This is a genomic window from Alloacidobacterium dinghuense (assembly GCF_014274465.1).
In the GTDB taxonomy this organism is placed as follows: Bacteria; Acidobacteriota; Terriglobia; order Terriglobales; family Acidobacteriaceae; genus Alloacidobacterium; species Alloacidobacterium dinghuense.
Genome location: NZ_CP060394.1, coordinates 4,196,262 through 4,211,965 on the forward strand (window position 1 = coordinate 4,196,262; position 15,704 = coordinate 4,211,965).

A 15,704-nucleotide genomic window follows, 5' to 3' on the forward strand; every position below is an offset into this window, starting at 1 on the left:
TCGATCCAAATCGCAGGCATGCATAGAGCACATAGCAACATGCAAGTTCGCCCGACGCAGAGAGAGCGGCCCGTGAGAAGCATTCTATTGCCCTCAGTAGTTTGCATCATTCTCGATGGAATTATCAAAATCAGACTCAAGTAGGAATCATTGCGTGCGCCGACTAAAACCGAATTGTTGAGAGAGCCGTCAACCGTCTGCCCCCAAACTCATGACTGTCTGCGCCGTCCTCGCCAGACTTGATTCCAATTCTTTGAGTCTTCATGAATAAAACTCTCGCTGAGCGCATCTCCCTGGGAGCAACAATTGAAAAAGAATATCTCGCGCCCCCTTTGGCGGCGTCGCACTGAAAACTATACCTGGGCCGCAAAAAGGAAAAGCCTCCCGCGCGATGAAATCGCGACGGGAGGCTCTCATTGTTGCCGTTATTCGTTGTTAGGGAAGTCGAACAGGCCGAACAGGTCGTCTAGCGCCGGGCTGTTCACCGGAACATACGGGTTGGCCGGATCCGTCACCGGGTTGGGGAAGTTGTCGCGGCTGCGGTCGGTCACCGTCTCCAGGCCCCAGTTCCGCTCGATGAACTTCAGTATCGAAACGTGGTCGGAGTAGTCGTGCGAAATGTGGCCCGGCTTCGTCCACGGAGACACCACGATCAGCGGAATGCGCGTGCCGTCGCCGAAGAAGTCCAACGGCTGCACGTAGCCGGAGTCATAATAACCTCCGCCCTCGTCAAACGTGATCATGATGGCCGTGTCCTTCCACAGCGTGGGATTCGCCTTCACCGCGTCCACAATCTTATTCGTGAAGCCTTCAAACAGGTTGAGCTTGGAAGAAGCGGGATGCCCATCCACGAGGCCGCTCGGCTTCACAAACGAGACCGCGGGCAGCGTCCCGTTCTTGATGTCGTTGTACAGATTGGCCGTGTCCTGAAGATGGGCGGTACGGACCTTCGCGTTGCTCATGATGGAAGTGTCGTACTGGAACGGATTGCAGATGTTGCAATACTCGTCCGTATTCTTGCCGATCGCCGCGTAGTTGAGCTGGTACTTGTCCTTCAGGTAGTTGTTCCACTGATCGCCGTAGTACTTCCACGAGATACCCTTGGCGAGCATCTCGTCTCCGATGCTGCGCACCGATGACGGCGGAATCGTGAACACCGTGTTGTTCGCATTGGTATCGGTAAAGGCATTGCTGCCGTCGCCGAAATACCCCGGGTTGTAGTTGTTCAGCAGATAGTAGTGTCCCTTCTCACAGTTGGGATCGATCGGCGTCGGCAGCGATTGCAGATAGTTCACGATGGGAGCCACGCCCGGCTGCGCGAGGCTCGCGCACATCGAGTACGACCCGCCGCCAAACGAAGCAGATCCAAATGACCCACCGCCATAACCATCCTCGGCATACCAGTTGTTGGTACCTTTCTGCGGGTTGGGATTCTCAATCTCATCCACTACGCCCGCATTCGCCGTGCCCGCAACTACTAACTGACCGTGCGGCGGTCTGAGCGGATTACCCTTGCCGTCACTGAACCAGATCGCATCCCCATGGCCCAGCATGATGTGATTTGCGCCCGTTCCGCCGTTCACTGACTGGTGGAAGTTGTCGCTCATCGCATAGTTATCGGCTAGTTGCTTGAAATAGGGCGCATCGCCCTTCTGCACGTTATAGAAGCCCAGCGCCGTGGACCCCTCGCCGGTTGTGGCTGCACCCGGATACCACTCCGTGCTGAAGTTTGCCGCCTGCTTCTTGCCATTGGTACCCGCGCCCACCGTCGTTTCCACCCAGGCAAATAGGGAGGAATCGCAGCCTGAGCCGTTATCCGTGCTGACCTTTGTCGCATCACAATTTAATTGCTGCCACATCTGGTAGAACCGGTGCACCGGGCTTGCCGCATAGGAGTTATATGTAAAGGTATCGCCGTTCGTCAGCTGGAACGGTCCGGTAGGAAGAACGTCCACATCCTTGATACGGGTGTCCGGAGTCTTCGATGGTAGACCCGTTCCGCCCGAGACCAGGTACTTGTAATAATCGCTCGGCAGGCCGTTCTCAGACGCCGTCGCAACGCTGAGGCTGTCGTTGGGGACGTACGAGTCCGTTGGACCGCCCGTCAGCGGAGACGGAAGAAAGTTCCCAGGGAAAGTGTCCTTCGTTGGGCTCAGCAGAAATGCGTCCGGCGCCTGGTCAAACGCTGCCTTCTGCTCGGCCTTGGAGAAATTCTTGCCGGGTGTTCCATCCGCCTTGATGATGCCCTCGGAAAGAAGGTTCCACACCGTCTCTCCCTTCTTTGGAACGTAAGTTGCAAAAACGTGATCGAAGGAGCGGTTTTCGCCGATGATAACGATGACGTGCTTGATCGGCGAACTGGTGTCATTGTCACGGGAATTGCTCGAAGACTGGGCCTGAAGTAAAGAGTTACCGATTGCAAACTGGAACACAGCCGCGGAAATTACACCCGCGCGCACGGTTCGCACAATACTTGATGCGAGTCGCTCTACGGTCATTCAACTGCCTCCTGGGGGGTTGGGGCTCAAGCCGTCAACCAGGTCGAGGATATGGCCGCGAAAATTGCGGGTTCGTGTCCAGATGTTTAAGAATGTGTAAATATTGTTTCTATTTCCGGTTAATGATTCACGAACGTTTAACCCGGCGTTCACAAACTGAAGAGGGCTACTGAGCAGTACGTGACTCGGGTAGTGCTTTGTGCTGTCCCTCTGCCGACATCTTTTGGTCCCCCTGCGCAGGCTCGACCAGGATGGTCCCCATCATGCCCTTGTCCTCGTGCTCCAGCAGATGGCAGTGATAGGGAAATATCCCTACCGTATTCGGATCGCGAAAATCCACCCGTATGCGAATACTCGGATACGTGAGCAAGCGGCCACCGTAATACGGCACATTCACCGTATCCCTAAGGAAGTTTTCATTCACCTGCCGCCCCATGTATTCCAGCAGCAGAAAATGCAATTGGTGTATGTGAAAGGCATGCAGCTCTGCACTCCGATTCTCGATAATCCAGTCCTCGACTGTCCCCTGCTGCGCCACCAGGTCCGGAGGCGCATTCATCTCGAACATCTTCGGAGTTTTGCCCTCTTCGGTCAGATAAAACTCGACCGCGCTCGCAGGATCATTCGGATCCGTGAGCTTCTCCGAAAAATACAAGTGCCGCACTCGCACCGGAGCCACAGCGCCCAGCCACTTCTCCGCAGGCGAAAGCAGCGGCTGCGGCGCGCTCTGCAATCTCGAAATTGGCTCAGCCGCATCCGCCGAAGCCACGATCTTCGCCAGGGCGCGGTTCGTGTCATTCTCGCCGCCCGGCCCGGTATCTACCGTTCTCGTCACCAGCAGCGCATCCTGCCCCGCCGCCGGAGCCTGCACAATAAACTCCACCCGCGAGCCCGGTGGAATACCTAGATGCGTCTGCCAGTTCACCGCGTCGAGCGCATCCTGATTCCCTGTCCCAAGCCCGATCGGCACGCCATCCATCGCGACCAGCCCCAGTTGCTGCGGCGTATGGCCGAACAGCATCTGGATGTTTAAATACGTAATCGCGGAAGCATTCAGTAACCGCCACAGTTGCTTTTCACCCGGCTTGATCTGGATCGTTGCCGGCGGGTAGTCCGGATATGGCACGGGCACGTAGTTGATCGAAAGGTCCTTCGCCGGCTTGCCGAATCCCGTCCCGTTGTTTGCCGAATCTCCATCCTTGTCGATCATGAACTTCGGCACAACAGGCTCCGATTTCGACGGCGGGGAGTTGGGGTTCACAAGGTCCTGGTCGCGAATGATCAGCACGCGCTCCGGCAGCCCTGCAACTTCCTTCTTCGCGCGCTCAATGCCCTCGACAATCAGCGCTCCCGACGCGCCTCCCAGCAGTTGCGGTTTGCCGAACCCATGAATATGCGGGTGATACCAGTAGAGGCCCGGAGCCTCGTCATCCGGGATGCGGAAACTGTAGTCGAACGTGTCCCCCGGCTCGAGTGACGTCTTCAGCACATCGTCCTGATGGCACGTAGGCGGAATCGTCAACCCGTGGAAGTGCAGGTTTGTTGATACCAGCGTCATTGCGCCACTCGCGCACTCGCCACCTGCCGCATGGGAATGAGCATGCTGCGCCACAGCGGCCGCGTGGGGCATCTCCGTCATCGCATTTTTCAGATGAATGATGATCCGATCGCCCGGATTCACCCGCAGACTGGGGGACTCGCGGCCCTGATCGTCGACAAAGCAGTAGCGTGTGCGGCCATCGCTTTCCTTGACATTTTCCGCAGTCATGTTGATTTCAAGTATCCCGTTTTTGCTGCGCAGGTCAGGCGGCTCGGTAACAACGCTTCCGGCCTGCGGACGCGCACAGACTTCCCCGTGCACCCGAAAAGGACACAAGACAAGAAACACGGCACAAAGCGTAATCAGGATACCGTTGATACGTTTATAGGCAGGTCGAAAAGCTGGATTCGCGGCACACAACCTCATCACAGTCCCGTTGACCATGGTTTCAACTGTTCCAGCTCTCAGCATTAAAGCCAGATGAATTACCGGGCTGGACGATCGTTGCGTCCAACGACAAACACTGGATTCCACACAATGCCCGTGATCCATGCGAAACGCGGGTTGAAATCCCGCCGCGGACGCCGATTGAATTTGAAGGCCACAGGAAATTCTGTGCGAGCTGAAAAAAACAGACTTTGCGTTCTGCGGTCAAATGACCAAGCGCCCCAGATCCGCAAATTTTCCCATTACTCGTTATCTAATGTGGCAATTAGGCATGATGCTCTCCGTGATGACCCGGACCGCTCATCATGCGCATCATCGCAGGCCCTCCCGTGCGGAAGAAGCGGATCACCAGAACCGACGCAAGCGCCAGAAAGACTATGTTGAGAATGGTTGTGTAGTTCCAGCGAATGGTCCCCTCGACAATTTGAGCCTTTCGTTCTTGGGGGATCAGATGCAATATCTGAAAAACAAATTCCACCACAAGCGCCGCTGCTGACATTGCGGCGTAGAAGATAGCCAGCAGAAATGCGCCGATTTTCAGTCCATAGTATTTGCGATAGATGTCGAGAATGGGAAGAACGATGAGATCGGCGAATATGAACGCGATCACGCCGCCGAAGCTTATGCCTCCATTCCACAGCACCGCGGCCAAAGGCACATTTCCGATGGAGCAGACGAATGACACGATGGCCACTATCGGGCCAACAAGGGGACCCCAAAGCTTCGACAGAATCGGGTGTCCCTGTAGAAAGAATGCCTGCCAGAAGTGCTGCGGCACCCAGGCTGCAAGCGCTCCGGCAATGAGTAGTCCTCCGCCAAGATCGATCCAGATCATCACCCAGTCCATGACGAAGAAGTGGCTGATCGCAGTCCTCCCTTTGCTCGAAAACATCCTTTGCCAGATGGTTCCTTCGTGAATAGACATGTCCATAGCCGCATGTCCTTCCATGTGTCCCTGGATGCCTTTGTCAGCTTGCTGCCGCGCGGCTTCGACAATCCTGGGCGTCAGGAATGCCTTGAACAAGAGGACCATGATCGCGATCATGAGCGGTCCGCCTGTAAACTCGGCCAGCGTGAATTGCCAGCCCATGAGCAAGGCCAGCAGGATACCGAGTTCGACAACGAGATTGGTGGAAGCGAACTGAAAGGCCATTGCAGCCGTGAAGTTCGCTCCTCTGCGGAACATGGAGCGTGCGAGCGCGACGGCGGCGTAGGAACAGGAAGATGATGCTGCCCCCAAGCCGCACGCCACAGTTACGGTACGAGCCGAGTCGTCGGGCAGCAATCGGCTCATCTCTTCTTTGGACACGACAGCCTGGATGATTGCGGAGAGCCCGAAACCGAGAATCAGTGCCCAAAGAATCTCCCAGGTCATTGCGAACGACATCATCAGAGCGTGACCGATTGCCGCGAGCATCGAACGCCTCCTACGATTGAGATGTAACCAGTGACTCCGACGTGACAAGCGGAGTAAGCCTTCCTCGTTTCAGCGCCCGCTCCTTCATCATGACAAAGAAGACTGGCACCAGGATCAGGACATGAATGGTTGAGGTGATCATGCCACCGACGATCGGCGCCGCAATCGGCTTCATGACATCTGAACCGATGCCGGACTCCCAGAGGATAGGCACAAGGCTGGCAAGCACCGCGCAAACGGTCATCAGCTTAGGCCGTAGACGCTGGACCGCACCCTCGATCGCGGCGGCTTCAATGTCGGCATTCGTCAAAGTCTTTCCAGATTTCAGTCTGTGTTCGAGCGCTTCGTGAAGATAGACAACCATCACGACGCCAGTTTCAACCGCGATGCCAAAAAGCGCGATGTATCCCACTGCAACAGCAACGCTGAAGTTGTACTTGAGCAGCCATTGCAGCAACAGTCCTCCACTCATCGCATAGATCGTGGGAAAGATCAGAACAAGCGCCTCAGCAACCGAGTGAAAGACCAGGTAAAGCAAAATGAAAATCACAAAGAAAACAACTGGCAGGATCAGTTGCAGCCGCTGCTTCGCTCGGAGTTCGAGTTCATACTCTCCCGACCACTGAAAGGTGTAATTCGCAGGAAGAGCGAGTTTTTCATGCAACAGCTTGTCAGCTCTGGAGACAAAGCCGCCGTAGTCGGTGTTCTTGAGATCGATGTAGATGTATCCCGTCAGTGCGCCGTCCTCATCGCGGATCATTGCAGGACCATGTGAGAAGGAAACACGCGCCACCTGGCCGAGCGGAATTTGCGCGCCGGATGGAGTACCGATCAGGACTTTGCTCATCTGCTCGACGCTGTCACGAAAATCCCTTTGATAGCGAACATTGATGGGATAGCGCTCGCGGCCCTCAATGTTCTCTGCAATACTTTGCCCACCAATGCCAGACTGTACGGCGGTCTGCACATCTGCGATCGTCAGGCCATAGCGAGCGGCTTCCTCGCGATTAACATCTACGTTGATGTAAAAGCCTTGCGCAACCTTCTCTGCAAAGACCGAACGCATCTCAGGAAGACCGGAAAGAACATTCTGAATCTGCGATGCGAGTTGCTGAATGCCTTCCACACCTGGCCCCTGAACCTTCATGCCAAGCGGTGTCTTGATGCCGGTCAGTTCCATGTCCAGACGATTCTCCACCGGCATGGTCCAGGTATTCGAGAGACCGGGGAACTGAAGTTTCTCGTCCATCTGCTGAATGAGCTGGTCATAGGTCATGCCCGCGGGCCATTGCTCGCGTGGCTTGAGCATGAGTGTTGTGTCATACATGTCAAGTGGAGCGTTGTCGGTAGCGCTGTCAGAGCGTCCAACCGCGCCGAAGACGCTTGCTACTTCCGGGAAGCTGCGAAGAATCCTGTCCTGCTGCTGAAGCAATACCTTCGCCTGCTCAATCGAGATCCCCGGAAGCGCCGTGGGCATATACAAGGTCGAGCCTTCAAAGAGCGGCGGCATGAACTGGCTTCCCAGTTTTGTAGCCAATGGGAAAGTTGCGACAAGAAAGATCAGGTTGACAGCAATGGTGAGCCAGCGATGCCGCAGGCAGAACTTGAGAATCGGCAGATAAATAGCCTTGGTGAAACGTGAAATAGGATTGGCTTCCTCCGGACGCAGCTTTCCACGCATCAGCATCACCATGAGAACCGGCACAAGCGTGATGGCAAGGATGGAAGACGAACCAACAGCCAGCGTTTTGGTCCAGGCCAATGGACGAAACATGCGTCCTTCCTGTGCTTCCAGAAGAAAGACGGGCAGAAAGGAAACGACGATGATGAGCAATGAAAAGAAGAGTGCCGGGCCGACCTGTTTCGCTGCATTGATGAGAATCTGGTGTCGCTCAGGTTCCGATACCGGCTCAGTGTTGTGTTCTTGCCGCTCAGACAGATGGCGGTAGCCGTTTTCGACCATCACGATCGAGGCATCGACAAGAACTCCGATGGCCAGCGCAATCCCGCCGAGCGACATGATGTTCGAGGTAACGCCGAGCCAATACATGGGGATGAATGAGACGAGAACAGCAATGGGTAAAGCGAGAATTGCGATGAGTGCTGAACGGAAGTGGAAGAGAAAAACAATAATCACGACGCTGACGATGATCGCTTCCTCTATCAGGTCACGCTGGAGAGTCTTGATCGACGCATCGATGAGGCCGGAGCGGTCGTAGCCGGGCATGATCTGGACACCTGGCGGAAGCGATGGCGCGATCTCGCGCAGCTTCTGCTTGACGCCGTTGATGACATTCAGAGCATTCAAGCCCTGTCGCATCACGATAATTCCGCCGACTGTTTCCCCTTCTCCATTCCACTCGGCAACGCCTTCGCGAATATCCGGACCGAAGCTCACCGTTCCGAGATCGCGTAGCAGCACTGGCGTTCCGTTCTTGCTGCCGACTGCAACCATCGCGAGGTCGTCAAGCGAGCGCAAATAGCCGAGGCCGCGGATCATATATTCCGCGCCACTTAGGTCGAGCAGTCGCCCACCAACTTCGTTCGTGCTCATCTTCACCTTGTCGATGACCGTGGAGAGAGGAATGCCATAGGCCAGCAGTTTGTTAGGGTCCAGTTGCACCTGATACTGCCGGACATAACCGCCGATGGTGGCCACCTCTGCCACTCCGGGTACTGTTTCCAGCGCGTACCGCAGATGCCAATCCTGCAAGGTACGCAGGTCAGCCAGGCTATGCTTACCGCTCTTGTCCACGATGGCATACTCATAAACCCAACCTGCTCCCGTCGCATCCGGACCGATGGAAGGATGCACGTTCTCTGGCAAGCGTCCGCTGATCTGCTGCAGATACTCGATGACCCGAGAGCGTGCCCAGTAGAGGTCGGTGCCATCTTGAAAAACCACGTAAACATAGGAATCGCCGAACATGGTCTGCGCACGCACTGCCTTTACATGCGGCGCGGCAAGCAAGCTGGTGACAATGGGATAGGTCACCTGGTCTTCGATGACATCTGGCGGTTCTCCCGCCCAGGCTGTATGCACGATCACTTGCACATCAGAGATGTCCGGTAATGCATCCAACGGCACGTGCTGTAGAGACCAGATACCCGCGAGCGTAAGCAGCAGCACTCCGGTAAAGACAAGAAACCGATTGCGAGCGCAGACTTCGATGACTTTCGAGAGCATTACATGCCTCCTGTCGCGTCGACACTCAGTTGCTTGGTGGCGATGATCTGACCATTTTTCTGGGCGGTGATCGAGACTCGCCACGTCCCTCCGGAGCCAAGCGATCCGGCACCCTCGTAGAGGCCGTTGCCTTTATCGCTCAGCTTTGCTGTCGCATTCATCGCCGCCATGCCCATTGCCGGCATTGCTGCCATAAAGAACGTCACACTCACGTCTGCTCCCGAGACAACGGCTCCCTTGCTATCAGTGAGCTTTACTCGGAAGAGGTTATTGCCTTTCTGGGGAGGATTTGGATCTGTTGTGAACTCGATATTTCCCTGCGCTGATTGAGACTGGTTTCCCGGTGTGCCCATTCCTCCGGAGCCTGGAGGAGGAAGCACAAAAGAACCTGCGGCGGCTTGCAACTGGCTCTCGGAATCAATGAGGAAATTTGCCGAGGTAACGATGGACTGATGCGCGGTCAATCCTTTGAGCACAACAAAGTCATCCCCAACACGAGGTCCGACTGCAATTTCTCTCGGCTCAAGGCTACCGTTGCCGTGATCGACGAAAACCAACTGCCGCGTTCCTGATTGAAAGACAGCAGGCGCAGGCACTACAAGCTGGCGTCCCAGATTGCTCTTCACATCAACGTTGACGAACATGCCTGGTTTTAACTTGAGGCCGGGATTGGCAATCGCGAGACGCACGCGCACCGTACGTGTCGCCATATCAACCTGCGGCAAAATTTCTTCGATCCGGCCGGCAAATGTACGTCCGGGATACGAGTCCACTGTTATCGCAACCGTATCGCCCGGCTTCAGCCGTCCAATGTCATCCTGGAAAATCTGCGCGTTGACCCAGACACGGGAGAGATCGGCAACGGTGTACAACCGGGTTGATGGCTCTGCGTAAAGATTCGGAAGAGCATTGCGTTCGGTTATGTATCCCGATACTGGTGAGTAGATGGTGAGATCGGTGACCGGCTTGCCTGTCTCTTTCAGCTTAGCAAGCTCGCTTGCCGGCACTTCCCACTGCTCCAGTCTCTGCTCGGCTGCAGTGGACAACGTTGCCGCCCCTGCGGCTACGCCATCAACCGTGCTCGACTGCAATATCTTCTGGTTCTGCTGCGCGAGGAGATATTCCTGCTGTGTCGCTACCAGATCGGGGCTGTACACGGTGAACAACGGTTCGCCCTTGCGCACATACTGATACGTTGCATTGGCAAAGACCTTCCGGATATAGCCGGGAAAACGTACCTGCACATACGAGAGAAGCCGTTCGTCTATATCTACGGTGCCTGTCGCGCGAATATCGTCGCTTAGTTGCTTGTATTCGACTGTGCCCGTTTTCACACCGATGCTCTGCATTCTCTCCGGTGTAAGCTGCACGGGAACCAGGGCGGCATCCTTCGACTCCGGCATGGACATGACCGGCATCGATGACGCAGACTTCTCCATGTCGGAAGCTGGCCCTGCAGCTACAGGCTGCACATCGCCTGACATCGGCATATTCGTCTTCATCATTTGAGGCTGTTTCTTCCAGTGAGATCGATAAGTCCATATCCCTGCGAGAACTGCCAGGACGGTCATCCAGACGAGAGAGGTTCTCAAAATATACTTGTTCATCGCAGTGTCGCTCCTGTCAGAGATTCGAGGTGGGCCAGCGCAGTCTCATGATCGAGAAGCGTCTGCGCATATTCGAGCTTCAGGTTGAGGAGATCAGTGAAGTACAAGAGCACATGCGTGAACTGTTCTTTACTCGATGCGTAGGCGCTGAGAGTGGCTTGATACGCCGCATCGGACTGGGGAACCAGGCCTTCGCGATACTCTTTCAAAAGGTCTTCATCCCGCGTCGCCTGCACATAGTCCTGCTGAACCTGGGAGAGCTGCTGCGCCAAATGCGCATCGAGCGTCTGCCGCGACGCGATAAGTTCTTCCTGCGCTTCCGCGATCTCCGCGTTGACGCGCTTCTTGCGCGGAAAGCGAACATTAAAGGTGAATTCGTAATAGTCCCGATACTTGCGGTCGGTGTTCTGGTACATGTAGCCGACCTCAAAGTCGGGCTTGCCCTCACGCTTCGCGGATGCGACTTGCGCATCTTGCTTCTGAATAGCACTCGCATCCACTTGAATCTGAGGATTGTTGTTCTTGATCAGTGCCAGCAGTTCATCAGAGCGGAGTTTCAGCGGAGTTTCGTTCAGATCTTCAGTAACGATGTCAGGTGATGTCTGATCGCGGTTCAACAGCCCCTTGAGATGCGCCTGTAGCTGCCCCATCTGCTGATGGTGCATGGTGATCTCGCGCACAATCTTCGTGCGGTTCACCTGCGCTTCGAGTATGTCCTGCTGCATTCCCTGGCCAACTTGATAATGGGCAGTCGCATCCTGAATAAGTTGGTCGAGAACGGCCTCGTTCTGGTGCAGGATGCCAAGGGTCTGTTGCAGATAAGCAAGCTGAAGGTAGTCGGCCTTCACCGCATCGGCGATGCCGACTTCGATCACATCGATTTCAGCCTCTTTTGTGTTAGCGTCGCGATCAGCGACCTGTCCACGCAGCCTGAGTTTTCCCGGATAGGGTAGTTCCTGCGAAGCGCCGATGCCGATGTACGCAAAGTCGCTGTTGGTATATCCGGCAAAAGGTTTCGGGCTGCCGACACTGAACTGCTGGTAGGTGAGTTTCGGATCAGGCAACGTGGTCACCTGCGGCGCCATCTGCCGCGCGGCTCGCGCCTCATGATCGGAAGCTGAAATCTGCGGATTGCTTGCCTCAGCTTCGGCCAAGAGCTGAGTAAGAGGTGTTGGCGAACTTACTGCCGCCTCCTGTGCCAAAACAGGCGAGGCAACTGCCAGCACGAGCGTGATCGTCAGCGTAGAGAGAGACTTCATCGGATGGCCCCAACGTTCAAAGTAGCGCGCAATTGCACGGTGCCGATTCATCTGACTTCCGTCTCCTTTTCCGCTAGAGACCGCGCGAGTTGCTCATGCAAGTTTGCTGCGGTCGCAGCTTCTCTTGATTTCGTCGCAAAATATTGTTCCCAAAATCGGCTCTGGTCATAGGCGGAAGGATAATTTGTCTTGTACTTCGCCGGATTTGCAGCGATGAGGTCACTCTGGACCTGGTATTCGTTGCTTTCCTTCGCGAAGATCTGAGCTTGTCGCGCAAAATAGCTTGCGATTTCCCTGTGATCGTCAGATGTTTTTGCACTTCTGATCAGCGTTTTCACTTCTCTCTTGCTCATCTGAGAAAGCTCGGACGATGAAGGCTGAACTGAAATCGTCTGAACAGCAACACCTGCGATGGTGTCGGGATCCACTTCGTAGGCAGTGGTCGCAACTCGCAGGACAGCGGGCGCGTTCATGGTGGTTGCGGGAGGAAGAGGGGTACCTTCAATTGAGGTTTGAGACAAAGGTGTTAGTGTGTTCGCGGCTGTAAGCTGCCCAGAAGCGGAAGGCGCACCGGCGAGCACGAGCGTGGCGGTCACAAATGAGACCACGTGCATACGGACTCCAATCTCGATTGCTGTTCAAAACATCGCCAGCGCGCAGACACGTACGTCTGCGCTCGGCGAAAGCAGAGCGAGAAAGGTGAAAACTAGATTCTTAGAACGGAGATAAAACTGAGCGGCGGTTGTGGAGGCGAGGCGTCGGCGTGCTCCACCAATCCTGTGGCAACAGGATTCGCGATTAGCGAGTCGGTTGCGGAAAGCCAATCTACGGCAAGCGCAACCAGATGATAAGTGACAGCCTTTGTATCGAGCGCATTGTCTTGAGCACTCTTGGGCGTTTTCTGGCAGCAGCCATGCGAGGCGGGCATCCCCATCTGCTCGCAGTGGTTCTTCTTCGCCAGGCAGCAGGCACGTTCCTCGGCATTCATCTGCACATCGGACACCATGCAGGCCATCGCTGGCGTCAGATACGATACCAGAAGCAGAATGATGATCCCGAATTGGCGCGCTGCCTTCATGCCCTTTTCACTAGGATAGGCTAAATGGGACATTCGATTCAAAAAAAACCAATCAACAAACCGGCGCTCATGCCGATGGACTGCTGGTGGCCACCCGCAAAGCTGTAGTCGTAAGCCGGTTCGAGGAACCAACCGAAGCGGTGCTTGCCAGTTGGCCAAAACATAAAGTCTCCTGCCACCTCACCAGCGATCGAATCGGTCGTTTTTCCATTTTGTGAGAGGTGAACCCATTGAGGACCGGCGCCAAACATAAACTCCGCCTTGCGCGATAAGGTCCATGGCTTCTTGAAGAGCAGATCCGTGTCCCACTCTGTGGATTTCCGGGTGTAGAAAGGTGAGATACCGGCCTCAATCTCTAGCCAATTCTCGATAGGCGTAATCTCTGCGGCAAGATTCGGCGCGAACGTAGCTGCGCCGCCGCCGAAGTTCCAGTTTGTAGCTGCCCCAAGTTCAAGGATGACCTTCGGATCTTTATCTTCCCCGGCGTCTTGCCACTGGCTGGGCGCTTGACTGGAAGACTGGCCGAAAGCAGACAGATACCCAAACAGTAACAGATACATTCCAGCGAGCATGGGCAGACGCATAGATGTATCCATAGTAAGTTGTGCGAATTGATCTGGCCGCTCAGAGATGAAGTTAACGAAGTGGCGCACACTCAGAGCTTAGCCGGGAAAGCGCTCTGAGCCTACCCACAGTTGAGCCAGATCTCTGAGGTTGTCCTTGTATAGGCGCGTTACCAAGTAGTTCTTCCCATTTTTTACCCGCAGCCTGTACTCTCCGGTCGGTAAAGGTTGGATCTCCTCCACGGCGGAAATATTTACGACGACCGAGCGGTGAATACGAATAAAGCCGTAGGGCTTGAGCTTTTCCGCGATAGACGAGAGAGATTCCCGCAGCAAATAGGGATTGGGCCGGTGTTGCAACGAAACGTAATTGCCTTCGGCTTGTACTGCCACGATCTCAGCTAAATCCAGGAATAAGATTCTTCCCTTTGCCTTGCACGCGATTCGTGGCGCCTGTCGTTTTGCTAGAACCTCCAATTGCTGCAAGGCTCGGATAAGGTTGGCATCATCAACTCGGGCTACCGGAAGCGATGGAGTATTTATAGTTTCGTAGAACCCATCCCCTGCTGTCGATTCGAGAGTGTATTCCCGTTTGCTCTTGGTGGAGCAAGTCGTATTGCCCTGCGGTGAGCTAGCCGAAGCCTCTGCATTAGCGTGAGTTAGTTGGACAAACATCTCACGTGCAATGGTCTTCTTGTTCTGACTCTTGCGGGCGTTCACGATGGAACCTCCCTCTGCCGACTCGTTTCCACTTCGTGCTACCAGAAGCGAGACTGACGAGTGCGCTGCTTCTACGTGAAAATGGTCCTACATAACCGGGGCACTGAATCCGTCTGACCATCTACCCACGGGAACAATAAACGCGTCGATTGGTTGGTGATTTCGGCAGATCGGCACCCTAGGCCTTACCTTCCAGCCCATAGTTACTTCTGCCCAGCGCTCACTGCTGACGGAAAGCTCGATTGCGCGCCGAAATAACACTCAATGGATTGCAACTCTCCGTTCTTGATTCGGAGATACTCCACGTTCCGAAACGACTTACCGTCCTTGGTGTGGCAAAGATACTTCACAAAAGCATCGTCCGCGCCAGTGGTGATTCGCTCCAGGTCAAAATGTCCAATGAAATCGATCTGTGTTTCCCAGCATCGCGCTTTGAAAGTGCTCTTGTTGATGTGGTCGTCGCCGGCCGCGCTTGTAAAGGTGAAGTTGTCGGCGAGCAAGCTATCTACTGGGCCCCAGTCTTTTTTCTTCCAGGCTGCGTACCAATTCCGAACTACCTCCTCGTTCGTTAAGTTCTGGTCTCCCAATGCGCTAACTTTTGCCGGTCCCGACAGGCTCACGGCGCCCACCAGCGCGCAGGCTCCCGTTGTGAGCAGATTCCTGCGCGACACTGCGACCCTTTTCATAGTTCGTTCTCCTTTTCAACCTCGTTTGCGGTTGCCCGGCGCGCAGGGACCGCAGCCAGCCCACGATATTTCTGATCCCCGCTTTCCACACCTTCGCATCTTGAGCATTCTTCGCTAATGTGGCGTAGCCCTCGACCATCGCCACCAGAAAGCTGGCAGCCTCGCCTGGATTCAGGTCACGGCGAACTGTTCCTTGGGACTGCCCTTTCCGCAAAAGCGTTGCAACACCTTGCTGCCAGTCAAGGAATATCCTCTCCAGTCGCTTGCGGAATTGCTCGTCCAACGGAGACATCTCCTGTGCCAAAAGGAGCAGCGGACAACCGGCGCGAACATCTTGGGTCCGATCTGGTATCCGCCGGACAACGCCGATCAAAATGTCGATGGATTCTCCCTCGCTACGCATAGGACGCAACCACCTGTCGTGCGTAAGTTTTGCGACCTTCTCTTCGATGACGGCATATCCCAGGGTTTCCTTGCTGTCGAAGTGGTAATAGAGCGCTCCCTTGGTGACCTTGGCGGCGGCGAGAATTGCATCGATGCTGGCACTCTGGAAGCCTGATCTGTGGACCTCACGAAAAGCAGCCTGCAGCAGGCGTTCCCGTGTTCGCTCCGGATCACGGGTCCTTCGCTTCTTCTCGCGATCAGCTAACATACGAACTAGTATGTATGTTAATCATTTTTATAGTCAATAAAAATGATCCG

The 15,704-nt window shown here is 55.1% G+C and carries 12 protein-coding genes; all 12 read right to left on the minus strand.

What is annotated here, in order from left to right; all coding sequences use genetic code 11:
• Positions 1-425: 425 nt before the first annotated feature.
• The 12 genes from H7849_RS17320 to H7849_RS17375 all read right to left on the minus strand — a co-directional run bounded on the left by H7849_RS17320 (position 426) and on the right by H7849_RS17375 (position 15,654).
• Positions 426-2,498: an alkaline phosphatase family protein gene (locus H7849_RS17320; protein ID WP_186741050.1), complete on the minus strand. Its 2,073-nt coding sequence runs from the start codon at positions 2,496-2,498 to the stop codon at positions 426-428.
• A 166-nt stretch (positions 2,499-2,664) separates the two neighbouring features.
• Complete coding sequence (locus H7849_RS17325; protein WP_186741052.1) at positions 2,665-4,464, minus strand: multicopper oxidase family protein; 1,800 nt, start codon at positions 4,462-4,464, stop codon at positions 2,665-2,667.
• Positions 4,465-4,750: 286 nt separating this feature from the next.
• The gene (locus H7849_RS17330; RefSeq protein ID WP_186741053.1) at positions 4,751-5,902 is read right to left on the minus strand and encodes a permease; all 1,152 of its coding nucleotides are present in this window, start codon (positions 5,900-5,902) and stop codon (positions 4,751-4,753) included.
• A 10-nt stretch (positions 5,903-5,912) separates the two neighbouring features.
• A complete protein-coding gene (locus H7849_RS17335) occupies positions 5,913-9,089 on the minus strand; it encodes an efflux RND transporter permease subunit (protein ID WP_186741055.1) in 3,177 nt (1,058 codons plus the stop codon).
• Entirely contained in the window at positions 9,089-10,696 is a 1,608-nt protein-coding gene (locus tag H7849_RS17340; protein ID WP_186741057.1) for an efflux RND transporter periplasmic adaptor subunit, read from the minus strand. Before H7849_RS17340 ends, H7849_RS17335 begins: the two co-directional genes overlap by 1 nt.
• Positions 10,693-12,006, minus strand: a complete 1,314-nt coding sequence (locus H7849_RS17345) for a TolC family protein (RefSeq protein ID WP_251106332.1) — start codon at positions 12,004-12,006, stop codon at positions 10,693-10,695. Before H7849_RS17345 ends, H7849_RS17340 begins: the two co-directional genes overlap by 4 nt.
• Positions 12,003-12,569, minus strand: a complete 567-nt coding sequence (locus H7849_RS17350) for a hypothetical protein (RefSeq protein ID WP_186741059.1) — start codon at positions 12,567-12,569, stop codon at positions 12,003-12,005. The genes H7849_RS17345 and H7849_RS17350 overlap by 4 nt, the downstream gene beginning before the upstream one ends.
• Before the next feature lie 92 nt (positions 12,570-12,661).
• The gene (locus H7849_RS17355; protein WP_186741061.1) at positions 12,662-13,033 is read right to left on the minus strand and encodes a hypothetical protein; all 372 of its coding nucleotides are present in this window, start codon (positions 13,031-13,033) and stop codon (positions 12,662-12,664) included.
• 38 nt (positions 13,034-13,071) lie between these two features.
• Positions 13,072-13,617: a hypothetical protein gene (locus H7849_RS17360; RefSeq protein ID WP_186741063.1), complete on the minus strand. Its 546-nt coding sequence runs from the start codon at positions 13,615-13,617 to the stop codon at positions 13,072-13,074.
• A gap of 78 nt (positions 13,618-13,695) precedes the next feature.
• Complete coding sequence (locus tag H7849_RS17365) at positions 13,696-14,316, minus strand: LytR/AlgR family response regulator transcription factor (RefSeq protein ID WP_186741064.1); 621 nt, start codon at positions 14,314-14,316, stop codon at positions 13,696-13,698.
• 203 nt (positions 14,317-14,519) lie between these two features.
• Entirely contained in the window at positions 14,520-14,936 is a 417-nt protein-coding gene (locus H7849_RS17370) for a nuclear transport factor 2 family protein (RefSeq protein WP_186741065.1), read from the minus strand.
• Positions 14,908-15,654, minus strand: coding sequence for a TetR/AcrR family transcriptional regulator (locus tag H7849_RS17375; protein WP_186741066.1), 747 nt, complete (start codon positions 15,652-15,654; stop codon positions 14,908-14,910). Before H7849_RS17375 ends, H7849_RS17370 begins: the two co-directional genes overlap by 29 nt.
• Between the last annotated feature and the right edge of the window lie 50 nt (positions 15,655-15,704).